Origin of the sequence: Pseudomonas sp. REP124 (genome assembly GCF_020164475.1) — a bacterium.
Lineage (GTDB): Bacteria > Pseudomonadota > Gammaproteobacteria > Pseudomonadales > Pseudomonadaceae > Aquipseudomonas.
The window spans coordinates 37,192-63,000 of sequence record NZ_JAIQWX010000019.1 but is presented as its reverse complement, the minus strand read 5'-3'; the positions used below and the strand labels follow the sequence as shown (position 1 = coordinate 63,000).

The window sequence follows — 25,809 nt, the reverse complement described above, 5'->3', positions numbered from 1 at the left end:
ACCGGAAGTGGGGCGAATTATAGAGATCTGAAATCTGCCGTCAACCACTAATTACGCTTTTCTGGCAGAAATGCCTTTTTAGCCGCTAAACGAGGGATTCGCCGAGCTACAGGCGGAAGCCGCAGGACTAATAGAAAGGCGCCAATCGCTGCGTAGATCGACCACTCTTTCAAATCGGCCCGCACAATCCAAAGCATGTGCAACAGCCCAAGCCCCAGAACCACATAGACCAGGCGATGAAGTTTCTTCCAGCGTGCGCCCAAACGTCGCTGGCTGAATCGATTGGAAGTCACTGCGAGCGCTAACAAACACAGAAGCCCCAACACGCCGACAATAATGTAGGGACGCTTGCGGAGCTCGACGCCTAACTGCGACCAGTCGAATCCAAGGATAAATGCGAGATAAGCACTCAGATGCAGGACCACATAGGCAAAGCACCACAACCCCAACTGTCGCCTGACAGCTATCCACCTGCCCCAGCCGCTCAACTTCTGCAGTGGCGTCATGCTTAATGTAATGAGCAACAGAACAAGCGTTCCCAGCCCCAATCGATCAACCAGCACCTTGCCAGGGTCCGGACCCAGTGCATCCCCCCAAGCCTGATACAGCCAAAGCAGCGGCCACACCAATGCAGCCACGAAAACGCCCATGCGCCAAAGCGGATATCGCATCAGTAGTTCTTCCGCAGATCGAGCCCTGCATACAAAGAAGCAACTTCATCCGCATAGCCGTTGAACATTTGCGTATCACGCACGTTCGGCTTGAACAGGCCACTTGGAAGGCGACGTTCGCGAGCCTGCGTCCAGCGCGGATGATCGACCGTCGGGTTCACATTCGCGTAGAAGCCATACTCGTCCGAAGCAATGCTCTGCCACGTGGTTTTAGGCTGCTCACTGACCAGACTGATACGAACGATGGATTTGATGCTTTTAAAACCGTATTTCCACGGCACAACCAAGCGCAGCGGCGCACCGTTCTGGTTCGGCAACTCTCTCCCGTACATACCCACAGCCAGAATCGCCAACGGGTTCATCGCCTCGTCCAGTCGTAATCCTTCTACATACGGCCAGTCGATCAAGGCAAAGCCAGAGCGCTGACCCGGCATGCTCTTGGGGTCCTGCAAGGTTTCGAAGCGAATGTACTTGGCGCCAGAGGTGGGCTCAACTTGCTTGAGCAACGCCGATATAGGGAAACCTATCCACGGAATGACCATCGACCAGGCCTCGACACAGCGCAGGCGATAGATGCGCTCCTCCAGCTGATAAGGCTTCATGAAGTCTTCCAGCGCATACCGCCCCGGCTTACCCACCTCACCGTCGATAACCACCGTCCAGGGTTCGGTCTTCAGCGTCCCGGCATTGGCTGCCGGATCGCCCTTGTCAGCACCGAACTCGTAGAAGTTGTTGTAGTGGGTCGCATCCTTGTAGGGCGTGATCGCTTCGTCGCGAACATTGACTGCGCCCCACTTGGTTGAAGGAAGCTTTTCGCTGAACCATGACGGCGCCTTGCCAGGCTCCACATCCGCATAACGTGCAGAATCTTCGGCGACAGCCCACCGAGGCAGTCCGCCAACGGCCAAACCACCAACGGCTGCGCTCAACACATGGCGCCTGGAAAGATAGAAGGATTCAGGCGTGACATCCGACTCATGGCAGTCGGACGCTTTGGGGACTTTGATCAGCATGGCTACTCCGCAGCATTGGAGGACAGACGCACCAACAGACTGCGGAGTATGAGGGAAAACTACATCACTCGACGCTTTTGCGCCGACGAAGATGTAACAAGTACTGCACCGGACCCGATGCGGCGTAGGCGAGGAAAACCAGCAGCAGAATGCGTGGCGGATCACTGAACACCACCGCGAACACCAGTACCACAGCAAGGATTGCCACGAACGGCACACGCCCCTTCAGGTCCAGCTCCTTGAAGCTGTTGTACTTGATGTTGCTTACCATCAGCATCCCCGCGGCCGCGACCAGCAGAGCCACCAGGAAAGACATCTTGGAGCCTTGAATACCGTAATCGCTGAACGCCCAGACAATGCCCGCGACAACGCCGGCAGCAGCCGGGCTGGCCAGACCGATGAAGTAGCGCTTGTCAGCCGTACCAACTTGGGTATTGAAGCGTGCCAAACGCAACGCTGCACCGGCTACATAAATGAAGGCAACCATCCAGCCAACCTTACCCATGTCACCCAGGGCCCAGCCAAACGCCAACAACGCTGGCGCCACACCGAAGGCGACCATATCCGAGAGCGAGTCGTACTCGGCACCAAACGCACTCTGGGTATTGGTCATACGGGCAACGCGGCCATCGAGACCATCGAGCACCATGGCGACAAAGATGGCGATGGCGGCGAAGGCAAAATATTTGCTTGCTCCAATCGAATCACCCGCGCTCAAGGCACTTTGGGCACTCATGGAGCTGATGATGGAGTAGAACCCTGCGAACAGGTTCGCAGTGGTGAAAAGATTCGGCAGAAGATAGATACCACGATGCCGGACTTTACGGCCTTCAGCATCATGCCCTTCCTCGACATGCTCATCGATGGGCAGCAGGCTTTCGGCGTCAGCGGCCTTGCCTGGCTCTTCGGGACGTTCGCTCATGAACAATACCTTGCAACGGGGTGGAAAGTTTCGACAAGTGCCTGCGATGCCAGTTCGCCTCGCAAACGATGCAGCTTTATACCAGAACCGACCATCCAAACGAAAAAACGCGGCTTAAGCCGCGTTTTTCGTACAAGTGTCAGACTTAGTTTTTGGCTTTGTCGACGATCTTGTTGGCACCGATCCACGGCATCATGGAGCGCAGTTGCTCGCCAATGACTTCGATACCGTGAGCGGCGTTGTTACGACGCTTGGCGGTCATCGAAGGATAGCCGGTGGCGCCTTCGCTGATGAACATCTTGGCGTATTCGCCGTCCTGAATACGTTTCAGGGCGTTGCGCATGGCCTGACGGGATTCGGCGTTGATCACTTCCGGACCAGTCACGTACTCGCCGTATTCAGCGTTGTTGGAGATCGAGTAGTTCATGTTGGCGATACCGCCTTCGTACATGAGGTCAACGATCAGCTTCAGTTCGTGCAGGCATTCGAAGTAGGCCATTTCCGGCGCGTAGCCAGCTTCAACCAGGGTTTCGAAACCAGCTTTGACCAGCTCAACGGTACCGCCGCACAGAACGGCTTGTTCGCCGAACAGGTCGGTTTCAGTCTCGTCCTTGAAGGTGGTTTCGATGATGCCGGTACGACCGCCACCAACGCCAGCTGCGTAGGACAGAGCCACGTTCTTGGCGTTGCCGGAAGCGTCCTGATAGATAGCGATCAGGTCAGGGATACCGCCGCCTTTGACGAACTCGGAACGTACGGTGTGGCCTGGAGCTTTCGGCGCGATCATGATCACGTCGAGATCGGCACGCGGAACAACCTGGTTGTAGTGAATCGCGAAGCCGTGGGAGAAGGCCAGAGTGGCGCCTTTCTTGATGTTCGGCTCGATCTCGTTTTTGTACAGGGAGGACTGGAACTCGTCAGGGGTCAGGATCATGACCAGGTCGGCAGCTGCAACAGCGGAAGCAACGTCAGTCACTTTCAGGCCGTGGGCTTCAGCCTTGGCAACGGTAGCCGAACCTTTACGCAGACCAACGGTAACGTCAACGCCGGAGTCTTTCAGGTTGCACGCTTGAGCGTGGCCCTGGGAACCGTAACCGATGATGGCAACTTTCTTGCCCTGGATGATCGACAGGTCGCAGTCTTTATCGTAGAAAACTTTCATGAATTTCCCCTATATATCCAGGCCGTTCAGGCCATTCGCTAATTTGGTTAGATGCTGAGTACTTTGTCGCCGCGAGCGATGCCGGTCACGCCGCTGCGGACGGTTTCCAGAATCGATGCGGTGCCGATGGACTGAATGAAGCTGTCGAGCTTGTCGCTGGTACCGGTCAATTGAACGGTATACACGCTGGCGCTGACATCGACGATCTGTCCACGGTAAATATCGGTGGTGCGTTTGATCTCGGCGCGCTGGGCACCGGTGGCCTTGACCTTGACCAGCATCAGTTCGCGCTCGATATGAGCACTTTCCGACAAGTCGACCAATTTGACCACTTCGATCAGTTTGTTCAGGTTCTTGGTGATCTGCTCGATGATCTCATCGTGACCAACGGTGGTCAGCGTCAGACGCGACAGGGTCGGGTCTTCGGTCGGGGCCACGGTCAGGCTTTCGATGTTGTAGTTGCGCTGCGAGAACAGGCCGACTACGCGAGACAAAGCGCCGGGTTCGTTTTCCAGAAGCAAGGAAATAATGTGACGCATGATTAGGTACGCTCCGTCTTGCTCAGCCACATATCGCGCATGGAGCCGTCTTTGATCTGCATCGGATAGACGTGCTCGTTGGCATCGACCTGGATATCGAGGAATACCAGGCGATCCTTCATGGCGAATGCTTTTTCCATCATCGGCTTCAGATCCTTCAAGTCGGTGATGCGCATGCCCACGTGACCATAGGCCTCGGCCAATTTGACGAAGTCAGGCAGCGATTCCATGTAGGAATGCGAGTGACGCGCGCCGTAGCTCATGTCCTGCCACTGACGAACCATACCCAGTACACCGTTGTTGAGCAGAATGATCTTCAACGGCAGGTCGTGCTGCAGGCAGGTCGACAGTTCCTGGATGTTCATCTGGATGCTGCCTTCGCCGGTCACACAAGCAACGTCGGCATCCGGAAAGTTCAGTTTCACACCCATCGCTGCCGGCAGACCGAAGCCCATCGTGCCCAGGCCACCGGAGTTGATCCAGCGGTTTGGTTTGTTGAAGCGGTAGTACTGCGCCGCGTACATCTGGTGCTGACCAACGTCGGAGGACACATAGGCATCGCCTTTGGTCACTTCGCAGAGAGTCTCGATCACGGTCTGAGGTTTGATGATGCTGCCGTCGCCCTTGTTGTAAGGGAACATGTCGCGATCGCCACGCCACTCTTCGATCTGTTTCCACCAGTTGGCAACCGCTTCCTTGCCAGGAACTTCACCGATTTCCTTGAAGGTAGCGACCATTTCGGTCAATACACTTTCGACAGGCCCAACGATAGGCACGTCGGCCTTGATGGTCTTGGAGATGGATGCCGGGTCGATGTCGATGTGAATGATCTTGGCATTCGGGCAGAACTTCGATGGGCCGTTGATTACGCGGTCATCGAAACGTGCGCCAACTGCCAGAATCACATCGGCATTGTGCATGGCCAGGTTGGCGGTGTAGCTACCGTGCATACCCAGCATACCGAGGAATTGACGGTCCATGCCCGGGTAAGCGCCAAGGCCCATCAGTGTATTGGTCACTGGCGCGTTCAGCAGTTGCGCCAGTTCGGTCAACGGTGCGGAACCGTTGCCCATGATCACGCCGCCGCCGGCGTAGATGATCGGACGCTTGGCCGCCAGCAGCATTTCCACGGCTTTGCGGATCTGGCCGGAGTGACCACGGACCGCCGGGCTATAGGAACGCAGCTTGGCTTTTTTCGGGAAAATGTATTCGAACTTCTCGGCCGGGTTGGTCATGTCTTTTGGGATATCGACAACGACCGGGCCTGGACGACCGGATTGAGCCAGATAGAAGGCTTTCTTCATGACTTCCGGGATTTCCGACGGATGCTTGATCATGAAGCTGTGTTTCACGATCGGCCGGGAGATACCGATCATGTCGGTTTCCTGGAATGCATCGGTACCGACCATGGTGCTTGGCACCTGGGCGGTCAGAATCACCATCGGAATGGAGTCCATGTACGCGGTGGCGATACCGGTAATGACGTTGGTCGCGCCGGGACCGGAGGTCACCAGTACAACGCCGGCCTTGCCGGTGGCACGCGCATAGCCGTCAGCCATGTGAGTGGCTGCCTGCTCATGACGGACGAGAATATGTTGAACGGATTGTTCTTTGAAAAGCGCATCGTAGATATGCAATGCGGCACCACCCGGGTACCCATAGATATACTTGACGCCTTCGTCACGCAAAAAGCGGACGATCATTTCACCGCCAGATAAAAGCTCCACGTTGTCCACCTCTAAAACGCCAGAATACCGCCCACGGAAAATGGGACGGGTCTTAATAGGTTTACTTCTCAGCAGAGCATGAGCGACGGTGGTCGCCGACTACGTCAGCACTGACTGAGCAAGTATTGGGATCGTCCCAAGTGTTGCGGGCCTTTCCCACCCAGCGCGAGGTAACGCGTTGCGGGTGTAGCAGGTCGGCGCGGATGTGCGCCTCATGATCTACTGAGAGGGCCTGCTTCTGGCAGTCCCTCTACAGCGGACTTTGGATTCTTCTGTTTCGTCCCCTGCAAGTCAAGTCGTGTCTGTGCTTTATTGAAGTAAGCGCATGAGAAAGCAAGAAAAAACCGCGAAACCGCAAGTGTGTTAACTTCAATTGCGCATCCGGATATAAGGAAATGACATGCGAGCGCTCTTCCTGACCGCCAGCTTGCTGATTTGCATCAGCCCTTTGAGCATTGCCGCGCCGATTTACAAGTGGGTCGATGCCCAAGGCGTTACCCATTTCGATGCCCAACCACCCCAAGGCCAGCCATCCACCGTTGTCGCGACACCCTCCCAACCCGCCCCACATCCCCCTCCGAGTAAGAGCGGCGCAGCGATAGGCGATCAACAGGCCATCGACAAGGATGTGAAAAGGCAGGTGGCCGAGCAGCAGGCGGAGCTGAAGGTGTTCTGCGATCAGGCACGAACGAACCTGGCGCAGTTGCAGAACAATCCGCGGCTCAGAGAGGAAGTGGATGGACAGTTGCGCCGCCTGGACGACGCTCAACGGCAGGAACGCCTGAGTGAAACGCAGAAGCAGATCGCAGATAACTGCCAATAGCACCCGCAGGAGCCGAACGGCTCCGCGAGCGCTCGAGGTCAGCGAGTAGCGGTGATCAGTTGATCGAACTCTTTGAGCAGCAGTTGCAACTGCCGATCCTTGCCCTGAACGTTGCGGGAAGCGAAGACCATTTCAGCCATCTCCTGAATCCCCGACGCATTCGGCAGAGGCAGGTCCTGCTCGAGGATCGCCTTCATGCGCGGCAGGAAGATCCATTGCAGCCATTGCTCGAAGTCCAGCGTATCGACGGAAAAGGGCTCAACACTGGACAGCGCTTCTGCCGAGGGCGCGACTTCATCCCACCAGCCTTGCAGGCGTAATTCACGCTCGATCAACAGCAGATGATCGGCAATTACCGGAAAACGCGAATCCATCACGAAGTAACCTTGGCTTTCTGACGAGCCAGAGCGGCGCCAGCAGAATCACCCTGCTTCTCGCGGGCCTGGGCAATCAACTCCCACAGACTGGCCTGAAGCGCCGGACGACCATTGGCCAAGGTCAGGCCGCGACGGGCGAACTGCTCGGCCTGCGGCGCATCGCCTTGGGCCATACGAACCTGCGCCAGGCGATAAAGCACTTGCGGCTCGCGCGGAGCGACACGCTGGGCGCGCTCAAGGCTGGAAGACGCACCATTGAGATCGCCGCTGGATTGCTGCTGTTGAGCCGTGGTCAACAGCGCCAGTACCGGACCGTCGAGCTGCTCGTCGGCGGACAGGCCACCGGCGCTGGCCGACGGAATCCCGCTCGGGGTCGAAGGCATGCTGTAGCTGCCCTGATTGATGGGCGCCGATTGCACTGGCGACGTATCTATCGGACCTGGCGTGATCGGACCCGAGCTGATCGGGCCTGGAGTGATAGGCGAAGTGCTGATCGGAGTCGACGTCGTTGCGCCGCCACCTGGCACCATGACCACAACGCCGGTATCACCCTGTGGAATCTCCTGAACCTGAGCTTGCGCAGGGCGTTTTACTGTCGTCTGGCGATAACCTCCGTTCGCCGAAACCCGCTCGCTGTTGGAAACAGCGGTACCGGAGTCGACAACCGGAATCGAGCCACGCTGTACTGTGGAGCAACCGCTGAGCAAAGCCACGGCGGTAACCGCTGGAATCAACCACTTGTTCACTTGAAACCCTCTTTGCTTAATTCATCCAGCCTTTGACCCAATCCATCACCGTTTCGGCGGGGTTAGGATTTTCGCTGCCGCAAGCGGCACCGGGAGGCGGTTCGCTGCCGCGAATATACGGCATCTGCACAGCACCTGGGCAATTGGCATCCGAGCCCTGACCGGTCCGCGAATCGACCCAGGCCTGAACGACATTATCCGGCTGCGGCATGTCCAGCGGCAACGGGTCGGCCTTGCGCATGAAGCTGGTCCAGACCTGCAGCGCACCGGTTGCCCCGGTAAACGGCGTCTTGCCGTTGTCATCGCGCCCCAGCCAGACCACCGCCAGCAGATCCTGACTGAAGCCGGCGAACCAGCTGTCCCGGGAATCGTTACTGGTACCGGTCTTGCCCGCCAGCGTCAGAGTTTTCGGCAACACGTTGTAAACGGAGCTGCCGGTGCCCTCGCGCATCACTCGCTGCATGGCGCTCTGGATCAGATAAATGGAGGCCGGATCGAAACGCTGCTGAATCTGGAACGGATAACGCTTGAGCGGTTCACCTTCGGCCGTAAGCACACTGCGAATACCGCGCATCGGCGTGTTGAAACCGCCGTTGGCCAGGGTCTGATACATGGTCGCCACTTCGATTGGCGTCATGCCACCGGCGCCCAGGAGCATCGACGGGAAGGCCGGGAACTCACGACTCACACCAAGTCGCCCGAGGGTCTTGAGTACGTTCGGCACACCCACCGCCAGACCCAGACGCGCGGTCGACAGGTTGTAGGAGTGCGCCAAGCCTTGATAAAGGAAGACTGTGCCGTGGGAGCGACGATCATAGTTCTGCGGCTTCCACACCTGACCGTCCGCACCCTTGACCGAGAACGACTCGTCCGACAGCCAACTGGTCAGCGTGTATTGGCTAGGTTTCTCCAGCGCGGTCAGATAGACCGCCGGCTTGATCAGCGAGCCGATCGGTCGCACCGCGTCCAGTGCCCGGTTGAAACCGGCAAAGCTGGCCTGACGACTGCCGATCATGGCCTGGACTTCACCGGTTTCCGGATTGGTCACGACCATCGCTGCCTCAACATCCTCGGAACCCTTGCGCCCGGCCAGGCGTTTAAAGGTGTCGTTGACCGAGGCTTCGGCCTTCATTTGCAGAATCGGGTCGAAGCTGGTGAAGATCCGCAGCCCCTCTTCGGTCAAGTCTTCATCTCGATAGTCTTCACGCAGCTGACGCTTGACCAGATCGAGGAAGCCGGGGAACGAGCTGTCGGCCAGGCTGCCGCGCTTGGTCACGCCCAGCGGCATTTTCTTCGCGGCTTCGACTTGCTCGGGCGTCGCGACGCCCTGCTCCTGCAGCACGTCGAGCACCAGATTGCGCCGTTCAAGGGCGCGCTCAGGATAACGACGCGGGTTATAGGAGGACGGGCCCTTGACCATGCCCACCAGCAATGCCACCTGGTGCAGCTTGAGTTCGGCCAGTGGCTGGCTGAAGAAGAACTGGCTGGCCAGACCGAAACCGTGCACCGCGCGCTGGCCGTCCTGGCCGATGAACACCTCGTTGAGGTAAGCCTCGAGGATTTCGCGCTTGTCGTAGTGCATCTCAAGCAGCAAAGCCATCATCGCTTCAGTGAGCTTACGGGTCAGGCTGCGCTCGTTGGTCAGGTAGAAATTCTTTACCAACTGTTGCGTCAGGGTACTGCCGCCCTGGCGCATCCGCCCGGACGAGCCGTTGACCCAGATCGCGCGGGCAATCGACTTCGGCGAGACGCCGAAGTGGTGGTAGAAGTCGCGGTCTTCGACAGCCACTAGGGTTTCGAGCAGATAAGGCGGCACCTGATCGATCTTGATCAGGATCCGGTCTTCAAGGTTTTTCGGGTACAGGCCACCGATCAGCAACGGCTCCAGACGCACCACGGACAACTTCGAACCGCTGGAACCCGACAACTCGGCAACGTAGTCGCCAGAAAAACGCACCCGAACCGGTTGTGCCTGCTCCATACCTTCATAGAACTGGAAGCCACGGGTATTCAGATCGACGGTATTGCCGCTGACCGAGGCCGCGCCCGGACCGTTGGCCACGCTTTCACGGCGATAGCCCAAGGCATCGAGTTCGGTCAGAAAGTCGTCCCGGCTGAGCTTTTGTCCGACGAACAGCTCGAGCGGACGCGCGTATACCTTGGCCGGAATCGTCCAGCGCTTGCCGGAAAACTTCTCCTGCACGATGGCATCGAGGTAAACCGCGAATCCGGCCAGCACCACAAGGCCGACCAGACTGAGTTTAAGGGCCCAGCCCAGCCAGGGCCGCAGGCCTTTGGAGGGTGGTTTTTTGGGGGTACGGGGAGTTCGAGTACGTGTCATGGCGGCGGATTATACGCACTTTATTCATACTCAACAGGAGCCCTCCGAGTTTGCGTTGAGCTGGCTAGCCGCCATAATGACGACCTGAATTTTTCCCGACTCTGAAGGATCACCCCGTGAGCCAGTCCCTGATCGCCGCGCTGCAAAACCCGGCCCTCTATCCGCATCCGGTAGACGGCTTCAAGGTCATCGAGACCCATATCTCCTGGGTCCTGCTCACCGGCCCCTATGCCTATAAAGTGAAGAAGCCGGTCAACTTCGGCTTCCTCGACTTCACCACCCTCGACGCTCGCGAGCATTTCTGCGGCGAAGAACTGCGCCTGAACCAGCGCCTGACCGATGACTTGTATCTGGAAGTGTTGCCGGTCACCGGCAGCGTCGAAGCCCCGCAACTGGGCGGCGACGGTCCAGCCATCGAGTACGTACTGAAAATGCGCCAGTTCCCACAGGGTGGCTTGCTCAGCACGCTCCAGGCCAATGGCGAACTGACGCCTGCCCACATCGATGCAATGGCAGCGCAAATCGCCCGCTTCCACCTCAACGCGCCGAAAGTGCCTGCCGAACACGAAGCCGGCACTCCCGACAGCGTCATGGCGCCGGTACGGCAGAACTTCGATCAGATTCGCCCGTTCCTCAGCGACAAGGCTGACCTGCTGCAACTGGACGCCCTGCAAGCCTGGGCCGAAAGCAGCTTCGACCGTCTCAAGCCCGTTCTCAGCCAGCGCAAGGCGGACGGCTTCATCCGCGAATGCCATGGCGACATTCATCTGGGCAACGCCACAATCATCGACGACAACGTGGTGATTTTCGACTGCATCGAATTCAACGAGCCTTTCCGCTTCACCGACGTCTATGCCGACGCCGGCTTCCTGGCGATGGACCTGGAAGACCGCGGCCTGAAGTGCCTGGCCCGTCGTTTCATCAGCCAGTACCTGGAACTGACCGGCGACTACCAGGGCCTGGAGCTGCTCAACTTCTATAAAGCTTATCGCGCGTTGGTTCGCGCCAAGGTCAGCCTGTTCAGCATGCCGGCGGACGCTACTCCGGTGCAGCGCTCCACCACCCTGCGCCAGTACCGCACCTACGCCAACCTGGCGGAAAGCTACAGCACCATTCCTTCGCGCTTCATGGCGATTACCCACGGCGTTTCCGCGGTCGGCAAAAGCCATGTGGCCATGCGCCTGGTAGAAGCACTGGGGGCGATTCGCCTGCGCTCCGATGTAGAACGCAAGCGACTGTTCGGCGAGCAAACCGCCGCCAACGATGTGCAATCCGGCATCTATAGCGCCGACGCCAGCACCGCGACCTACAATCGCCTGCATGAAATTGCCGCCGTTATCCTGCATGCCGGTTTCCCGGTGGTGATCGACGCCACTTACCTCAAGCACGACCAGCGCATCAGCGCAGCGAAAATCGCAGAAGCCACAGGCACTCCGTTCCTGATTCTGGACTGCGAAGCACCGCAAGCGGTCATCGAGAGCTGGTTGGCGCAACGCCAGGCTGACAAGATCGATCCATCCGACGCCACGCTGGAGGTCATTCAGGCCCAGCAGGCCAATCGTGAAGCCCTGACGCCAGCGGAAATCCTCTACAGCAAACACGTCAAGACCAACGAAAGCGGAACGCTCGACACAGTCGTAGCGCAAATCCGCCAGCGCCTGCCAGGTCTGTAAAAACTATTTTCAGCCGTGAAGCGTTCGCTCGCTTCACGGCTGTCAAATAGTGGCATTATACTGGCGTCATAAAACCAACAGGTGATATGCCATGAGCCAGCCGAAACTTCTCGACACTCCGCTTTACGCCTTGCTGCACAAAGACGACATCGCAGGCTTCAATAAAGAACGCCCGGCCGATGGTCCGATCGATATGGTCGGTGGCGACTTCCGCGGCCTGGATTTGCGGGAACTGAATGCCGACGGCATCGACTTCCGCGATGCGTACTTTCGCTCCGCCGATTTGCGCGGCATCGACTTCACCAAAGCGAAGCTTGAAGGCGCGAGCCTGGCTCATGCGCAGATCTCGGGTGCGTACTTCCCGGTTGAGCTCAGCGCCGACGAAATCCTGATGTCGATGAACTTCGGAACCCGCTTGCGCTACCGCACACGCTGAGCCCTAGCGTGAATTGACAAGTCTGGCGCCCCTGCCCTTGCGCCAGACTTCGGGACGTTTTGCCCCTGAATCCCGCTCATTCCGATCCTTTCGCCGGTCATTCGCCGACGTTCTTCCCCTAGCCAGATCCCTCCGCTTAGAAGCGTTTGCGTCGAAAACGACCAAAGAATCACGCTTTTCCTACTGATGGCTACACTCCTGAGAGGCTTGCCCACGCACCATTCGGCCATCGCAAGGAGGCTTGATGAATGATGAACTGCAACACCTGAAGAATCTTGGCAAGACGTCGGCGCAGTGGCTGCATGCCGTGGGCATTCACAGCGCCTCGGACTTGCGTCGCCTGGGGGCGGTGGACGCCTACCGGGCCGTGCGCACGCGCGGGTTCCGGGCGTCCAAGGTGTTGTTGTACGCGATCGAGGGGGCATTGATGGATGTGCATTGGAATGACATTCCGGCAGAACGAAAAGAAGCGCTGAACAAGCAGCTGGAAGCGATCTCGTCACGTCACAAAAATTGATCTCTCTAAAAACGACCTTTAGATAATCAATGAATACAAGTACTTACCGGGATCGTGCGACACCCAACAAGCCAAATGAAAATCAGCGGTTGACTTGGTAATGAGAATCGATATGATTATCACAACTGGTCGCGAGACTGGTCGATATTCTGGAAAGCCCTTGGTTCGGACTCTCAGATTATCTCCTCATCAGGCTAATCACGGTTATTTGACCCGGCTCTGCCGGGTCTTTTTTTGCCCATGAAAAAGCCGCCGCCCCTTTTACGCAGCGACGGCCCAGGTTTATTGGCCAGCAGTTTCGGGATAAAAACCCTCGGACAGCTTTTTCAGGCTCTCCGGTAGTCGCGGCCCCAGACCGCCTACCAACAAGGTCGGGTCAAGTTCGAGAACACGATCGTTCCTGGCTGCGCGAGTCGAGGCCAGAATCGGATTCTCCTTGAACAACGCCGCGCGGGCTTCACTGCCGGACAGCGCGCGATCGGCGAACACCAGCACATCAGGGTCCAGACTCACCAGCGATTCATTGGAAAACGGCTTGTAACCGCTATGGGTTGCCAGATTATGCGCACCGGCCTGTTGCAGCAGCCAGTCTGCGGCAGTGTCCTTGCCGGCGATCAGTGGCTTGCCACCTGCATGCCCTAGCACCAGCAGCACACCAGGAGACGGCTGCTTCAACTGCGCCCGTGTCACCCAGACCTTCTGCTGCTCAAGCGCCTGTTGATAAGTGGCCAGCACCTGCTCCGCCTTTTCTTCAGCGCCAAGCAACTTGCCCAATTGCCGAAGGTTGATCTGCAGCGTCGCCATATTCGGTTGTGCCGAGAACATCTTTACCGTCACTCCCGAACCGCGAATCTGCGAAATCACCGGCGGCGGCCCCATCTCTTCGGTGCCGACCAGAATTTGCGGCTGCAAACTCAGCACCCCTTCCGCCGACAACTGGCGCTGATAACCAATACTGGGCAGGGCTTTGAGCGCAGCAGGATGCTGGCTGGTGGTATCGACTCCCACCAATTTCGCCTCGCCACCCAACGCGCAGACCCACTCCGAAAGCGCCCCACCGGCACTGACCCAGCGTTGCGGCAGTTCATCTGCAGCGGCGTGATGACTGGCGAAAAGTCCGACACAAAGCGCAGCGACGCGGATACTCAGGCGCATAAACAGCTTCCTTCAAGGGTTAACCGGGCATCAAAGCGGCAGGCCAAGTATCCTGTGCACCTGGCTACTGCATCTGTTGGGCAAGCCCGCCATTTGATAATCGCTTGCATTTGCGAGTCAAGCTCGGATGCCTGACTGCACACCCTGAGGATAGGCATGAAATTTCTGTGTAAGGGCATTGAACTGGCCGACGCCAGCAGCCGCGGATTCGAGATCGATGGTCAAAAGCTTTTCGCCGTGCGCCGGGCCGGCCAGGTATACGTCTATATCAATCGCTGCCCGCATCGCGGTGTCGGGCTGGAATGGACACCCGACCAGTTCCTCGACCCCAGTAACAGCCTGATCCAGTGCGCGACCCATGGCGCCCTGTTTCTGATCGAGGACGGCGAATGTGTCGCCGGCCCTTGCGCGGGGCAATCGCTGACCCAGGTCGAATGCCGCGAGGATGCTCACGGCATCTGGATCAACCCTTAAACGCCCAGTATCACTTCCAGGCGCCGATCAACCACCATCTCCTCGTGGGTCAGGCGCACACCGTAGGCCAGCACTTCCACGCCGCACGATACGGCCTCACGCAAGGCTTGAGAGTACGCTGCATCGATTTCGTCCGCCGGACGCACCGCATCGATTCCCGTGAGATTCACGCAATACAACTGCACCGCGCGAATGCCATCCCGAGCCAGATGAGCCAGCTCACGCAGGTGCTTGGCACCGCGCTGGGTCACTGCGTCGGGAAATGCCGCCACCGCATCACCTTCAAAACCGAGGGTGACGCTTTTGACTTCCACGTAAGCCGGCCCATCGGGGTACTCGAGACGAAAATCGATGCGACTCTTTTCCTGCCCGTACGCCACTTCGCGCTTGAGCCCGGTAAAGCCGTTCAGCTCGGTGATCACCCCGGCAAGCAATGCCTCCTCAATCAGCGTGTTCGCGCGACCGGTATTGACGCAAAAATGCCGCCCGTGCGGGGTTTCTCCGATTTCCCAGGTCCCGGGCAACTTGCGTTTAGGGTCATTGGAGCGGCTGAACCAGACCTGCCCGCCCTCGACCTGGCAATTGAGCATCGAGCCCGTGTTGGGGCAGTGAATGGTCAGCAACTCGCCGCCAACGGTTTCGATATCGGCGAGAAATCGCTTGTATCGACGAATCAGGCGACCTTCTTCCAGCGGAGGATAAAAGTGCATCAGCCTTGCCAGCTCTGCAGGCCACGGGTGATACGCCCTACCGCTTCCTGCAAGCGCTCCAGGTTTTGCGTGTAGGCAAACCTAACGTGATGCCCCGCCTGATAGCGCCCGAAGTCCAGCCCTGGGGTGAATGCCACGTGCTCGGTTTCGAGGAAGTGTCGGCAGAACGAGAAGGCATCGCCGCCGAACTTGCTGATATCAGCGTACAGATAGAACGCGCCCTCTGGCTCCACGGCGATACCGAAGCCTAATTCACGCAGGGCCGGCAACAGGAAGTCGCGGCGGCGACCGAATTCGGCGCGGCGCTCTTCGAGAATGCTGATGGTCGATGGCTCGAAACAGGCTAGCGCGGCGTGCTGGGCGACGCTTGGCGCACTGATGTAGAGATTCTGGGCAAGTTTCTCCAGCTCACTGACCGCCGCATCGGGCGCCACCAGCCAGCCGAGACGCCAACCGGTCATGCCGAAATATTTGGAAAAACTGTTCAGCACGAAAGCATTGTCGTCGACTTCCAGCACGCTGGCCGCATCGGTGCCGTAGGTCAGGCCGTGGTAGATCTCGTCCACGACCAGATGACCGTGGCGCTGCTTGATGGCGGTGGAAAGACCTGCCAGCTCGTCGCGAGTGAGGATGGTCCCGGTCGGGTTGGCCGGCGAGGCCACCAGCGCGCCGACGCTGTCGTGATCCCAATGGCGCTGGATCAGGTCCGGGGTCAGTTGATAACGTACGTCCGGCCCTACCGGCACTAGCTGAGCAGCACCTTCGACCAGTCTCAGGAAATGCCGGTTGCAGGGATATCCCGGGTCCGCCAGTAGCCAATGCTTGCCCGGGTCCACCAGCAAGGCACTGGCCAGCAGCAGCGCGCCGGAACCACCCGGGGTGATCAGGATGCGCCGCGGATCGATGTCCAGGCCGTAGCGCTGCTGATAAAAACCCGAAATCGCCTCACGCAGTTCAGGAATGCCCCGGGCGGCGGTGTAACGCGTCTTGCCCGACTCCAGCGCGGCCTGGCCTGCACGGATGATCGGCTCGGCGGTGGTGAAGTCCGGCTCGCCGATTTCCAGGTGAATCACATCCTTGCCCGCGGCCTGCAACTCATTGGCCCGCGCCAGCAGCGCCATGACATGAAAGGGTTCGATCGCGCGACTGCGAGCACTGTAGGACTGTGCCATTGGCCTTCCTTCAACGAAGAAAAGAATCGATTCTACCCAAGCGCAGGAACGAGCGAGAACCTAAAGCGGTCAGAGCCGTATAACCCAGGCCCGAAACGACTCAAGCGAGCGCTCAAGGTTTGACTAAAATCAATAATTGATCAGGGCTCCAGAGCCACCAGACAGCGCTTTGCCACCATCGACAGGCGCCACAGGTCGCGGCCTCGACATCCGGGAGTAGCGCGGCCTGATTTGATCTGGTAAGTTCGCCCGCTTGCAGCCGCAGGGCCGGCGGGTGTCGGTGATGGAGCAATCCTGCGCAGATGGATTACAAGAGTAGAGGCGGTCTATTTCATGTCCACCCAAGCAAAGCAACAGCCAATCAGCGGCTTTGAACCCTACGTTGAAACGAAGGGCGAGGAGTACATGGGCAAGCCCATGCGCGCTCACTTCACCAAAGTCCTGAACAAGTGGAAGCAGGACTTGATGCAGGAGGTCGACCGTACGGTTGACCACATGAAGGACGAAGCAGCCAACTTCCCGGACCCGGCAGACCGTGCCAGCCAGGAAGAAGAGTTCGCCCTCGAATTGCGAGCCCGCGATCGCGAGCGCAAGCTGATCAAGAAGATCGACAAGACCCTGCAACTGATCGAAGACGAAGAATACGGCTGGTGCGAGTCCTGCGGCGTCGAGATTGGCGTCAAGCGTCTGGAAGCCCGTCCTACAGCCGACATGTGCGTTGACTGCAAGACCCTGGCGGAAATCAAGGAAAAACAAGTCGGCAAGTAATGGCGACTTGAATGAAGAACGGAGCGTGCGAACGCTCCGTTTTTGTTTCTGATGTTTTTTTGGCTTTAAATGCATTCATGACTGCCATCCCCCACTCCTCCTACATCGGGCGCTTCGCCCCAACACCCAGCGGTCACCTGCATTTTGGTTCGCTGGTTGCCGCGCTGGCTTCTTATCTGGATGCTCGTTCGGTCGGCGGGCGCTGGCTGGTGCGCATGGAAGACCTCGATCCGCCCCGCGAAGAACCCGGTGCCCAGGCCGCGATTCTCAAGGCGCTGGAGAGTTATGGCTTCGAGTGGGATGGCGAGATGGTCCGTCAGAGTGACCGTCATGAAGCCTACGCCGAAGTCCTCAATCGCCTGTTCAATCACGGTCTGGCCTACGCTTGCACCTGCTCGCGCAAGCAACTGGAGCCATACCACGGCATCTACCCGGGGCTGTGCCGCAATGCCGGGCATGGTGTCGAAGACGCCGCGATCCGCATCCGCGTACCCGAACTGGATTACCACTTTATCGATCGGGTGCAAGGCCAGTTCCATCAGCACCTGGGGCGGGATGTCGGCGACTTCGTGATTCGTCGCCGCGACGGGCTTTACGCCTATCAATTGGCGGTGGTACTGGACGATGCCTGGCAAGGCATCACCGACATCGTGCGCGGCGCCGACCTGCTCGACTCCACGCCGCGCCAGCTTTATCTGCAGGAATTGCTCGGCCTGCGCCAACCGAGTTACCTGCACATTCCGTTGATCACCCAGCCCGATGGCAACAAGCTCGGCAAGTCTTACCGTTCGCCGCCGTTGACCGAAGATCAAGCTACGCCTTTGTTGTTGCGGGCCTTGCGCGCTTTGGGGCAAACGCCCGGTGCCGAACTGACCTGCGCCACGCCAAAAGAAGTGCTGGCCTGGGGCATCGAGCACTGGGATGCCAGCCTGATCCCGCGCACATTGAGCCTGCCCGAGGCGCAGCTACAGTGAACAGACTTGCAGTGGCGCCCCCATCCGTTACCATCGCCGCACTTTTTCGGGCACAGGCATAAAAAAGAGAGGCCGGGATGTACATCTATCGCTTGGTCCTGCTCCTGGTAGTGGGGATTTATCTGTTTTCCCCGGCCATCATGGATTGGTGGATCGACGCCACTGGCGCCTGGTATCGCCCTTATCTGCTCTGGCTGATCCTGATTGTCGTGACCTTCATCCTGCAGAGCCAAAAAGATGCCGATGAGCTTTAGCCTGACCCAGATGATCCTGATCAGCGCCGCGTACCTGGCGGTGCTGTTCGGCGTGGCCTGGATCAGTGAACGGGGCATGATCCCCCGGGCGATCATTCGTCACCCGCTCACCTACACCCTGTCGCTGGGCGTCTATGCCAGTGCCTGGGCGTTTTACGGCACTGTAGGCCTGGCTTATCAATACGGCTATGGCTTCCTGTCCAGCTATCTGGGGGTTTCCGGAGCATTCCTGCTGGCGCCGGTGTTGCTCTACCCGATTCTCAAGATCACCCGCACCTATCAGCTGTCGTCCCTGGCGGACCTGTTCGCGTTCCGCTTCCGCAGCACTTGGGCGGGTGCGCTGACCACGATTTTCATGCTGATCGGCGTCCTGCCGTTACTGGCCTTGCAGATTCAGGCGGTGGCCGACTCGATCGGCATCCTCACACGCGAGCCGGTTCAGCATCGCGTCGCCCTGAGCTTCTGCGCCCTGATTACCCTGTTCACGATTTTCTTCGGCTCCCGGCATATCGCCACCCGCGAGAAGCATGAAGGGCTGGTGTTCGCGATCGCCTTCGAATCGGTGATCAAGCTGGTCGCCCTCGGCGGCGTCGGCCTGTATGCGCTCTACGGCGTATTCGACGGCCCGCAACAGCTGGAGCTGTGGCTGCTGCAAAACCAGACCGCCCTCGCCGCCCTGCACACGCCACTGCAGGAAGGCCCGTGGCGCACACTGCTGCTGGTGTTTTTCGCCTCGGCGATCGTGATGCCGCACATGTATCACATGACCTTTACCGAGAATCTCAATCCGCGCGCGCTGGTCAGCGCCAGCTGGGGCCTGCCGTTGTTCCTGCTGTTGATGAGCCTGGCGGTGCCGCTGATTCTCTGGGCGGGGCTGAAACTGGGCGCTACCACCAACCCGGAATACTTCACCCTCGGCATCGGTATCGCCGCCAACAGCGAAGCGCTGGCGCTACTGGCCTACATCGGCGGACTGTCCGCTGCCAGTGGATTGATCATCGTCACCACCCTGGCGTTGTCGGGCATGGCGCTGAACCACCTGGTCCTGCCGCTTTACCAGCCACCGGCTGAAGGCAACATCTACCGTTGGTTGAAATGGACACGCCGGGCACTGATCGTCGCGATCATCATGGCCGGTTACGGTTTCTACCTGTTGCTGGGCGCAGAGCAGGACCTGGCTAACCTCGGCATCGTCGCGTTCGTGGCCACCCTGCAATTTCTGCCGGGCGTGCTCTCGGTCCTGTACTGGCCGACCGCCAACCGCCGCGGCTTCATCGCGGGTCTCTTGGCGGGGATCCTGGTCTGGCTGGTGACCATGTTGCTGCCGCTGGTGGGCAATCTGCAGGGTTTCTATATTCCGCTGCTGAACATGATTTACGTGCTGGACGACACCAGTTGGCACATGGCGGCAATCGCCTCGCTGGCCGCCAACGTGCTGATGTTCACCCTGATCTCGCTGTTCACCAACGCCAGCACCGAGGAAGCCAGCGCCGCCGAAGCCTGCGCCGTGGACAATGTGCGTCGCCCGCAACGCCGCGAACTGCACGCCGCCTCGCCTCAGGAGTTCGCCACTCAACTGGCAAAACCCCTGGGTGCCAAGGCTGCACAAAAAGAAGTCGAACAGGCCCTGCGTGATCTCTACCTGCCATTCGATGAACGCCGCCCGTATGCCCTGCGCCGCCTGCGTGACCGTATCGAGGCCAACCTCTCCGGCCTGATGGGGCCGAGCGTGGCCCAGGACATGGTCGAAACCTTCCTGCCCTACAAGGCCGGCGGCGAGAACTATGTCACCGAAGACATCCACTTCATTGAAAGCCGTCTTGAGGATTATCACTCGCGCCTGACCGGCCTGGCCGCCGAACTCGACGCCCTGCGCCGTTACCACCGCCAGACCTTGCAGGAACTGCCGATGGGCGTCTGCTCCTTGGCCAAGGATCAGGAAATCCTCATGTGGAACAAGGCCATGGAGGAACTGACCGGAATCGCCGCGCAGCGCGTGGTCGGTTCGCGCCTGAGCACCATTGCCGATCCATGGAGAGCGCTGCTGCAAGGCTTCATCAACGTTCCGGACGAGCACTTGCACAAGCAGCACCTGGCCCTCGACGGCCAGACCCGCTGGCTGAACCTGCACAAAGCGGCGATCGACGAACCGCTCGCCCCCGGCAACAGTGGCCTGGTACTGCTGGTGGAAGACCTCACCGAAACCCAGATGCTCGAAGACAAACTGGTGCATTCCGAGCGCCTGGCCAGCATCGGCCGCCTCGCCGCCGGTGTGGCCCATGAAATCGGCAACCCGATCACCGGTATCGCCTGTCTGGCGCAGAACCTGCGCGAAGAGCGTGAAGAGGATGGCGAACTGACAGAAATCAGCGGGCAGATCCTCGAACAGACCAAACGCGTCTCGCGCATCGTGCAATCGCTGATGAGCTTCGCCCATGCCGGCAGTCATCAGCACAGCGATGAAGCCGTTTGTCTGGCGGAAGTGGCCCAGGACGCCATTGGCCTGCTGGCCCTGAACCGACGCAATTTCGAAGTGCAGTTCTATAACCTGTGCGACCCCGAACACTGGGTCGAAGGTGACCCGCAGCGGCTCGCCCAGGTACTGATCAATCTGCTCTCAAACGCCCGTGACGCCTCGCCTGCGGGCAGTGCCGTGCGGGTCAAGAGCGAAGCCGGCGAACACACGGTCGACCTGATCGTGGAGGACGAAGGCAGCGGGATTCCAGCGAGCATCATGGACCGATTGTTCGAACCCTTCTTTACCACCAAGGACCCTGGCGAAGGCACCGGTCTGGGCCTTGCACTGGTCTATTCCATCGTTGAAGAGCATTATGGACAAATCACCATCGACAGCCCGGCTGATGTTCAGAGCCAGCGCGGCACCCGAATCCGGGTGACATTACCGCGTCATGTCGAAGCGACGTCCGCTGTGAACTGAGACCGTCGAGAGTATCGAATCAATGCCGCACATTTTGATCGTCGAAGACGAAACCATTATCCGCTCTGCCTTGCGCCGCCTCCTGGAACGCAATCAGTACCAGGTCAGCGAAGCCGGATCCGTGCAGGAAGCACAAGAACGTTTCACCATTACCACGTTCGACCTGATTGTCAGTGACCTGCGTCTGCCGGGCGCACCGGGCACCGAATTGATCAAACTCGGCCAGGGTACGCCTGTGCTGATCATGACCAGCTACGCCAGCCTGCGCTCGGCAGTTGATTCGATGAAGATGGGCGCGGTGGATTACATCGCCAAGCCTTTCGATCACGATGAAATGCTCCAGGCGGTCGCACGCATCCTGCGCGATCGCCAGACGCTGCAAGCCAGCGGCGAACCATTGGTGGCCGGCAAAGCCGCCAATGGTGCGGCCAAATCGGGCACCGACAACAGCAACGGCGAGATCGGCATCATTGGCTCCTGCCCACCGATGCAGGACCTTTACGGCAAGATCCGCAAAGTCGCTCCTACCGATTCCAACGTGCTGATCCAGGGTGAATCCGGTACCGGTAAGGAACTGGTGGCCCGCGCCCTGCACAACCTGTCCAAACGCGCCAAGGCGCCGATGATTTCGGTGAACTGCGCGGCCATTCCGGAAAGCCTGATCGAGTCCGAGCTGTTCGGCCACGAAAAAGGCGCGTTTACCGGTGCCAGCGCCGGGCGTGCCGGTCTGGTGGAGGCGGCGGACGGCGGCACCCTGTTCCTCGACGAAATCGGCGAACTGCCTCTCGAAGCCCAGGCGCGTCTGCTGCGGGTACTGCAGGAAGGCGAAATTCGCCGGGTTGGCTCGGTCCAGTCGCAGAAGGTCGATGTGCGCCTGATCGCCGCGACCCACCGTGACCTCAAGAACCTGGCGAAGATCGGCCAGTTCCGTGAAGACTTGTACTACCGCCTCCACGTGATCGCGTTGAAACTGCCGGCCCTGCGCGAGCGTGGTGCCGACGTCAACGAAATCGCCAATGCGTTCCTGGCGCGTCAGAGCGCGCGGATCAACCGCACCGATCTGAAATTCGCCCCCGACGCCGAACAAGCCATTCGCCATTACTCATGGCCGGGTAACGTTCGTGAATTGGAAAACGCTGTCGAGCGCGCGGTAATCCTGTGCGAGAGCCCGGAGATTTCCGCCGAGCTTTTGGGCATCGACATCGAACTGGGCGATCTGGAAGACGACGAGTTCATCGGCCTGGCCCCGCAACAGGGCTCCAGCAGCGCTGCCAACAGCAATCATGAGCCGACCGAGGACCTGTCACTGGAAGACTATTTCCAGCACTTCGTACTCGAGCACCAGGACCACATGACCGAAACCGAACTGGCCCGCAAGCTTGGGGTCAGCCGCAAATGCCTGTGGGAACGCCGTCAGCGCCTGGGCATTCCGCGGCGCAAGACGGGTGTAGCCAGCGAGAGCTGAACCACAGCTGTCTGATGTGCGGGTAACACGCGATTTTGTGAAAAAACTGTTACCTCAGATTTTTCACGTAACAGAAGCCGGGGTTTACGGTAACGAAACCCCGGCTTTTTTTCGCCCTCGAAAACCTGCCACACACGCACAACCCCTTGTTTTACTGGGGTTTGCAAAAGTTGGCACGCACCCTGCTATATGTTTGGTACAAGAACAATAACAAGCAACGTACAAGACAATAAAAATAAGACGAATCGACTCACGCACAATAAAAACAAGACGGCGAGAGGCGCAGCTAACTGATTCTTTTGGAGAGGCGTTGTATTTGGGGCTTGCCCCACGACCAGGCCGAGAACAACAAAAAACTGTCTTAAGACAGAGCCTGTACTGGTTGGATCGAAAGATCACTGCAATTCAGCGACCAAAGCAATCCGTTTGCTCTTGGCTCCCGATTGGGAGGGTCATGAAGGAAAAGCTTCATGGCGTGGGCACTTAACAAAAACAAAAAGCCCGAAACCAATAACAAAAATAGAGCATGCAACTACTTCTTGGGGAGCTTCGGCTCCCCTTGTAGTTTCTGTCTTGCCGGCAAATCCGGTTCCCCGCATCATCATTCGCGTCCATCGTGAGCACGCTCGCTCCTACACAGGGGGCAGCTCATATTTTCTGCGTCCTACACCATCCCCCGACTAAATGCTAGAATCCCCGCCCATCATGCGGTCAATTCTTCGTTTTGGCCGAACATTCCTTCAAACAGTGCATCCCATGCTGAAGAAGCTGTTCCAGTCATTCCGTCCCCCCGTGCGTCGCACGCAACACATTCGCAGCACGCCTGAAGTGCTCAACAGCGGCCAACATTCGCTGCAGAAGGCGCAATTCAGCCGGTACGCGGTGAATATCGTCGAACGCCTGCAAAGTGCCGGTTACCAGGCCTATCTGGTCGGCGGTTGCGTGCGCGACATGCTGCTGGGCATTACCCCGAAAGATTTCGACGTCGCCACCAGCGCCACTCCCGAGCAGGTACGCGCGGAGTTTCGCAATGCGCGAATCATCGGCCGTCGCTTCAAGCTGGTGCACATCCACTTTGGCCGCGAAATCATCGAAGTCGCGACCTTCCGGGCCAATCACCCGCAAAACGAAGAGGACGAAGACAGCAACCAGTCTTCGCGCAACGAGAGCGGGCGTATTCTGCGCGACAACGTCTACGGCACCCTTGAGGAAGACGCGCAGCGCCGCGACTTCACCATCAACGCCCTGTATTACGATCCGGTCAGCGAGCGCATCCTCGACTACGCCAATGGCGTGCATGACATTCGCAATCACCTGATCCGTCTGATCGGCGATCCGAAACAACGCTACCAGGAAGACCCGGTGCGCATGCTGCGGGCCGTGCGTTTTGCGGCCAAGTTGAATTTCGGTATCGAGAAGCACAGCGCCTTGCCGATTCGCGAGCTGGCGCCAATGTTGCGGGAAATCCCGGCGGCGCGTCTGTTCGAAGAAGTGCTCAAGTTGTTCCTCTCGGGTTACGCCGCGGACACCTTCGAAATGCTGGTTGACCTGCAACTGTTCGATCCGCTGTTCCCGGCCAGTACCGAGGCCCTGGAGCACAACCCGACCTACACCCACACCCTGATCAGTGAAGCGCTGATCAACACTGACCTGCGCATCAAGCAGAACAAGCCGGTCACACCGGCGTTCCTGTTTGCCGCCTTGCTGTGGCCTGCCCTGCCGGCGCGCGTACTGCGCCTGCAGGATCGCGGCATGCCGCCGATTCCGGCGATGCAGGAAGCGGCGCACGAGTTGATTGCCGAACAGTGCCAGCGCATCGCGATTCCAAAACGCTTCACCATGCCGATCCGCGAGATCTGGGACATGCAGGAGCGCCTGCCGCGCCGCAGTGGCAAACGTGCCGACCTGCTGCTGGACAATCCGCGCTTCCGTGCTGGCTACGACTTCCTGCTGCTGCGCGAAAGCGCGGGCGAGCAGACCGATGGCCTCGGCGAATGGTGGACGGATTATCAGGACGCCAACGAAAGCGAGCGCCGCGACATGATTCGCGACCTCAGCGGCAAGGATGAAGGCACCGGCGCGCCACGCAAGCGTCGCCGCAGCGGCGGCTCCAAGCGCAAACGCGCAGCGGGCGTATCGGGTAGCGGCGAGTAATCCATGGAACGCATCTACATCGGTATGGGCAGCAATTTGGCTGAACCTGCCGAACAGCTGCGCAGTGCTGTTACCGCGCTGACGCAGCTGCCGCAAACGCAACTGGTCGGGGTGTCGGCCTTCTATCAAAGCGACTCGCTGCTGCCCGGCCAACCGCGTTACACCAACGCGGTCGCCGCCCTCGACAGCAGCCTCGCGCCGCTGGAGCTGCTCGATGCGCTGCAAGCCATCGAGAACGGACAGGGCCGCGAGCGTCTCGAGCGCTGGGGCCCGCGTACCCTGGACCTGGACATCCTGCTGTTCGGTGATCGCCTGATCGACGAGCCGCGGCTCAAGGTCCCGCACTATCACATGCAGGAACGCGCCTTCGTTCTTTATCCCCTGGCTGAACTGGCACCTGCTGATCTGCGCCTGGCCGATGGCCGCACCCTCGCGGACCTGCTCGCTGCCTGCCCGTTCGTCGGCCTGGAACGCTTGCCCCAAGCCTGATCAAAACCCCTTGTAGGAGCGAGCTTGCTCGCGATGGCGGCGTATCAGTCAACAATGTTGCTGTATGTCACTCCGCTATCGCGAGCAAGCCCGCTCCCACATTGGCTTGCGCCATTTCCTACAGAATCTGCTGAATCGCATCAGTCCCCTTCGGTAACACCCCCGACGTAACAATGCGGTAACACACGCAATTGACTTCCCGGGTTCTCCTCACGACTATAGGCGTCCCGCTGCCGTCAACACGGCACTAAAAGGGCGCAATCCAGGCCTTATAAGCACGACAAAAGACCGTGCGCCTGAGTAGATGAC

General features: G+C 59.0%; 24 protein-coding genes. 12 read left to right on the top strand and 12 right to left on the bottom strand.

The window, feature by feature from the left end:
- Positions 1-47: 47 nt before the first annotated feature.
- The 6 genes from msrQ to K9857_RS07330 all read right to left on the bottom strand — a co-directional run bounded on the left by msrQ (position 48) and on the right by K9857_RS07330 (position 6,034).
- Entirely contained in the window at positions 48-671 is a 624-nt protein-coding gene (gene msrQ / locus K9857_RS07355; protein ID WP_224534250.1) for a protein-methionine-sulfoxide reductase heme-binding subunit MsrQ, read from the bottom strand.
- Positions 671-1,684, bottom strand: a complete 1,014-nt coding sequence (gene msrP / locus K9857_RS07350) for a protein-methionine-sulfoxide reductase catalytic subunit MsrP (protein ID WP_224534248.1) — start codon at positions 1,682-1,684, stop codon at positions 671-673. The genes msrQ and msrP overlap by 1 nt, the downstream gene beginning before the upstream one ends.
- A gap of 64 nt (positions 1,685-1,748) precedes the next feature.
- The gene (gene pssA, locus K9857_RS07345; RefSeq protein ID WP_224534238.1) at positions 1,749-2,606 is read right to left on the bottom strand and encodes a CDP-diacylglycerol--serine O-phosphatidyltransferase; all 858 of its coding nucleotides are present in this window, start codon (positions 2,604-2,606) and stop codon (positions 1,749-1,751) included.
- 145 nt (positions 2,607-2,751) lie between these two features.
- Entirely contained in the window at positions 2,752-3,768 is a 1,017-nt protein-coding gene (gene ilvC, locus K9857_RS07340; protein WP_007909969.1) for a ketol-acid reductoisomerase, read from the bottom strand.
- 47 nt (positions 3,769-3,815) lie between these two features.
- Entirely contained in the window at positions 3,816-4,307 is a 492-nt protein-coding gene (ilvN, locus tag K9857_RS07335) for an acetolactate synthase small subunit (protein WP_003205610.1), read from the bottom strand.
- A 2-nt stretch (positions 4,308-4,309) separates the two neighbouring features.
- Positions 4,310-6,034 carry an acetolactate synthase 3 large subunit gene (locus tag K9857_RS07330; RefSeq protein WP_224534229.1) on the bottom strand — a complete coding sequence of 575 codons (1,725 nt, stop codon included), beginning with the start codon at positions 6,032-6,034 and terminating at the stop codon, positions 4,310-4,312.
- A gap of 400 nt (positions 6,035-6,434) precedes the next feature.
- Here K9857_RS07330 and K9857_RS07325 point away from each other — a divergent pair, with 400 nt between their 5' ends.
- On the top strand, positions 6,435-6,857 hold the full coding sequence (locus K9857_RS07325) for a DUF4124 domain-containing protein (protein WP_224534226.1): 423 nt from the start codon (positions 6,435-6,437) through the stop codon (positions 6,855-6,857).
- A 38-nt stretch (positions 6,858-6,895) separates the two neighbouring features.
- On the opposite strand, the gene K9857_RS07320 is transcribed toward K9857_RS07325, so the two are convergent.
- The 3 genes from K9857_RS07320 to mrcB are packed head-to-tail and all read right to left on the bottom strand — an operon-like array spanning position 6,896 to position 10,321.
- Positions 6,896-7,231: a YqcC family protein gene (locus tag K9857_RS07320; RefSeq protein WP_224534225.1), complete on the bottom strand. Its 336-nt coding sequence runs from the start codon at positions 7,229-7,231 to the stop codon at positions 6,896-6,898.
- Complete coding sequence (locus K9857_RS07315) at positions 7,231-7,980, bottom strand: tetratricopeptide repeat protein (protein ID WP_224534223.1); 750 nt, start codon at positions 7,978-7,980, stop codon at positions 7,231-7,233. The genes K9857_RS07320 and K9857_RS07315 overlap by 1 nt, the downstream gene beginning before the upstream one ends.
- Before the next feature lie 16 nt (positions 7,981-7,996).
- Positions 7,997-10,321, bottom strand: a complete 2,325-nt coding sequence (gene mrcB, locus K9857_RS07310) for a penicillin-binding protein 1B (protein WP_224534221.1) — start codon at positions 10,319-10,321, stop codon at positions 7,997-7,999.
- 116 nt (positions 10,322-10,437) lie between these two features.
- Here mrcB and K9857_RS07305 point away from each other — a divergent pair, with 116 nt between their 5' ends.
- The 3 genes from K9857_RS07305 to K9857_RS07295 all read left to right on the top strand — a co-directional run bounded on the left by K9857_RS07305 (position 10,438) and on the right by K9857_RS07295 (position 12,947).
- Entirely contained in the window at positions 10,438-11,994 is a 1,557-nt protein-coding gene (locus K9857_RS07305) for a bifunctional aminoglycoside phosphotransferase/ATP-binding protein (RefSeq protein ID WP_224534219.1), read from the top strand.
- A gap of 91 nt (positions 11,995-12,085) precedes the next feature.
- Entirely contained in the window at positions 12,086-12,430 is a 345-nt protein-coding gene (locus K9857_RS07300; protein ID WP_224534217.1) for a pentapeptide repeat-containing protein, read from the top strand.
- A 244-nt stretch (positions 12,431-12,674) separates the two neighbouring features.
- Positions 12,675-12,947, top strand: coding sequence for a TfoX/Sxy family protein (locus K9857_RS07295; protein ID WP_007971093.1), 273 nt, complete (start codon positions 12,675-12,677; stop codon positions 12,945-12,947).
- A 282-nt stretch (positions 12,948-13,229) separates the two neighbouring features.
- Here K9857_RS07295 and K9857_RS07290 read toward each other — a convergent pair whose 3' ends face one another.
- A complete protein-coding gene (locus tag K9857_RS07290) occupies positions 13,230-14,102 on the bottom strand; it encodes a hemin ABC transporter substrate-binding protein (RefSeq protein WP_224534216.1) in 873 nt (290 codons plus the stop codon).
- 156 nt (positions 14,103-14,258) lie between these two features.
- Between K9857_RS07290 and K9857_RS07285 the strand changes: the two genes are divergently transcribed.
- Positions 14,259-14,576 (top strand): Rieske (2Fe-2S) protein, encoded by a 318-nt coding sequence (locus K9857_RS07285; protein ID WP_224534214.1) that lies wholly within the window; start codon positions 14,259-14,261, stop codon positions 14,574-14,576.
- Here K9857_RS07285 and sfsA read toward each other — a convergent pair.
- Positions 14,573-15,286, bottom strand: coding sequence for a DNA/RNA nuclease SfsA (gene sfsA / locus K9857_RS07280; protein WP_224534212.1), 714 nt, complete (start codon positions 15,284-15,286; stop codon positions 14,573-14,575). The genes K9857_RS07285 and sfsA overlap by 4 nt on opposite strands.
- Positions 15,286-16,458 (bottom strand): pyridoxal phosphate-dependent aminotransferase, encoded by a 1,173-nt coding sequence (locus K9857_RS07275; protein ID WP_224534209.1) that lies wholly within the window; start codon positions 16,456-16,458, stop codon positions 15,286-15,288. Before K9857_RS07275 ends, sfsA begins: the two co-directional genes overlap by 1 nt.
- A gap of 333 nt (positions 16,459-16,791) precedes the next feature.
- Between K9857_RS07275 and dksA the strand changes: the two genes are divergently transcribed.
- The 7 genes from dksA (at position 16,792) to folK (ending at position 25,500) form a co-directional block, all read left to right on the top strand.
- Complete coding sequence (gene dksA, locus K9857_RS07270) at positions 16,792-17,226, top strand: RNA polymerase-binding protein DksA (RefSeq protein WP_224534208.1); 435 nt, start codon at positions 16,792-16,794, stop codon at positions 17,224-17,226.
- Positions 17,227-17,303: 77 nt separating this feature from the next.
- Complete coding sequence (gene gluQRS, locus K9857_RS07265; protein WP_224534207.1) at positions 17,304-18,200, top strand: tRNA glutamyl-Q(34) synthetase GluQRS; 897 nt, start codon at positions 17,304-17,306, stop codon at positions 18,198-18,200.
- A gap of 77 nt (positions 18,201-18,277) precedes the next feature.
- A complete protein-coding gene (locus K9857_RS07260; protein ID WP_003176118.1) occupies positions 18,278-18,454 on the top strand; it encodes a hypothetical protein in 177 nt (58 codons plus the stop codon).
- Positions 18,438-21,392 carry a sensor histidine kinase gene (locus K9857_RS07255; RefSeq protein WP_224534206.1) on the top strand — a complete coding sequence of 985 codons (2,955 nt, stop codon included), beginning with the start codon at positions 18,438-18,440 and terminating at the stop codon, positions 21,390-21,392. Before K9857_RS07260 ends, K9857_RS07255 begins: the two co-directional genes overlap by 17 nt.
- Positions 21,393-21,414: 22 nt before the next feature.
- Positions 21,415-22,857, top strand: coding sequence for a sigma-54-dependent transcriptional regulator (locus K9857_RS07250; RefSeq protein ID WP_224534205.1), 1,443 nt, complete (start codon positions 21,415-21,417; stop codon positions 22,855-22,857).
- A 756-nt stretch (positions 22,858-23,613) separates the two neighbouring features.
- The gene (locus tag K9857_RS07245) at positions 23,614-25,011 is read left to right on the top strand and encodes a polynucleotide adenylyltransferase PcnB (RefSeq protein ID WP_224534204.1); all 1,398 of its coding nucleotides are present in this window, start codon (positions 23,614-23,616) and stop codon (positions 25,009-25,011) included.
- Between the two features lie 3 nt (positions 25,012-25,014).
- On the top strand, positions 25,015-25,500 hold the full coding sequence (gene folK / locus K9857_RS07240) for a 2-amino-4-hydroxy-6-hydroxymethyldihydropteridine diphosphokinase (protein ID WP_224534203.1): 486 nt from the start codon (positions 25,015-25,017) through the stop codon (positions 25,498-25,500).
- Positions 25,501-25,809: the final 309 nt, after the last annotated feature.

What these genes read in the sequence shown, in the direction of transcription:
- K9857_RS07325 (WP_224534226.1), top strand. Translation starts at nt 6,435, where the DNA reads ATGCGAGCGCTCTTCCTGACCGCCAGCTTGCTGATTTGCATCAGCCCT.
- K9857_RS07295 (WP_007971093.1), top strand. Translation starts at nt 12,675, where the DNA reads ATGAATGATGAACTGCAACACCTGAAGAATCTTGGCAAGACGTCGGCG.
- folK (WP_224534203.1), top strand. Translation starts at nt 25,015, where the DNA reads ATGGAACGCATCTACATCGGTATGGGCAGCAATTTGGCTGAACCTGCC.
- K9857_RS07285 (WP_224534214.1), top strand. Translation starts at nt 14,259, where the DNA reads ATGAAATTTCTGTGTAAGGGCATTGAACTGGCCGACGCCAGCAGCCGC.
- K9857_RS07320 (WP_224534225.1), bottom strand. Translation starts at nt 7,231, where the DNA reads ATGGATTCGCGTTTTCCGGTAATTGCCGATCATCTGCTGTTGATCGAG.
- ilvC (WP_007909969.1), bottom strand. Translation starts at nt 3,768, where the DNA reads ATGAAAGTTTTCTACGATAAAGACTGCGACCTGTCGATCATCCAGGGC.
- pssA (WP_224534238.1), bottom strand. Translation starts at nt 2,606, where the DNA reads ATGAGCGAACGTCCCGAAGAGCCAGGCAAGGCCGCTGACGCCGAAAGC.
- K9857_RS07260 (WP_003176118.1), top strand. Translation starts at nt 18,278, where the DNA reads ATGTACATCTATCGCTTGGTCCTGCTCCTGGTAGTGGGGATTTATCTG.
- sfsA (WP_224534212.1), bottom strand. Translation starts at nt 15,286, where the DNA reads ATGCACTTTTATCCTCCGCTGGAAGAAGGTCGCCTGATTCGTCGATAC.
- K9857_RS07245 (WP_224534204.1), top strand. Translation starts at nt 23,614, where the DNA reads ATGCTGAAGAAGCTGTTCCAGTCATTCCGTCCCCCCGTGCGTCGCACG.
- dksA (WP_224534208.1), top strand. Translation starts at nt 16,792, where the DNA reads ATGTCCACCCAAGCAAAGCAACAGCCAATCAGCGGCTTTGAACCCTAC.
- K9857_RS07250 (WP_224534205.1), top strand. Translation starts at nt 21,415, where the DNA reads ATGCCGCACATTTTGATCGTCGAAGACGAAACCATTATCCGCTCTGCC.
- gluQRS (WP_224534207.1), top strand. Translation starts at nt 17,304, where the DNA reads ATGACTGCCATCCCCCACTCCTCCTACATCGGGCGCTTCGCCCCAACA.
- K9857_RS07300 (WP_224534217.1), top strand. Translation starts at nt 12,086, where the DNA reads ATGAGCCAGCCGAAACTTCTCGACACTCCGCTTTACGCCTTGCTGCAC.
- K9857_RS07290 (WP_224534216.1), bottom strand. Translation starts at nt 14,102, where the DNA reads ATGCGCCTGAGTATCCGCGTCGCTGCGCTTTGTGTCGGACTTTTCGCC.
- msrP (WP_224534248.1), bottom strand. Translation starts at nt 1,684, where the DNA reads ATGCTGATCAAAGTCCCCAAAGCGTCCGACTGCCATGAGTCGGATGTC.
- ilvN (WP_003205610.1), bottom strand. Translation starts at nt 4,307, where the DNA reads ATGCGTCACATTATTTCCTTGCTTCTGGAAAACGAACCCGGCGCTTTG.
- msrQ (WP_224534250.1), bottom strand. Translation starts at nt 671, where the DNA reads ATGCGATATCCGCTTTGGCGCATGGGCGTTTTCGTGGCTGCATTGGTG.
- mrcB (WP_224534221.1), bottom strand. Translation starts at nt 10,321, where the DNA reads ATGACACGTACTCGAACTCCCCGTACCCCCAAAAAACCACCCTCCAAA.
- K9857_RS07255 (WP_224534206.1), top strand. Translation starts at nt 18,438, where the DNA reads ATGCCGATGAGCTTTAGCCTGACCCAGATGATCCTGATCAGCGCCGCG.
- K9857_RS07275 (WP_224534209.1), bottom strand. Translation starts at nt 16,458, where the DNA reads ATGGCACAGTCCTACAGTGCTCGCAGTCGCGCGATCGAACCCTTTCAT.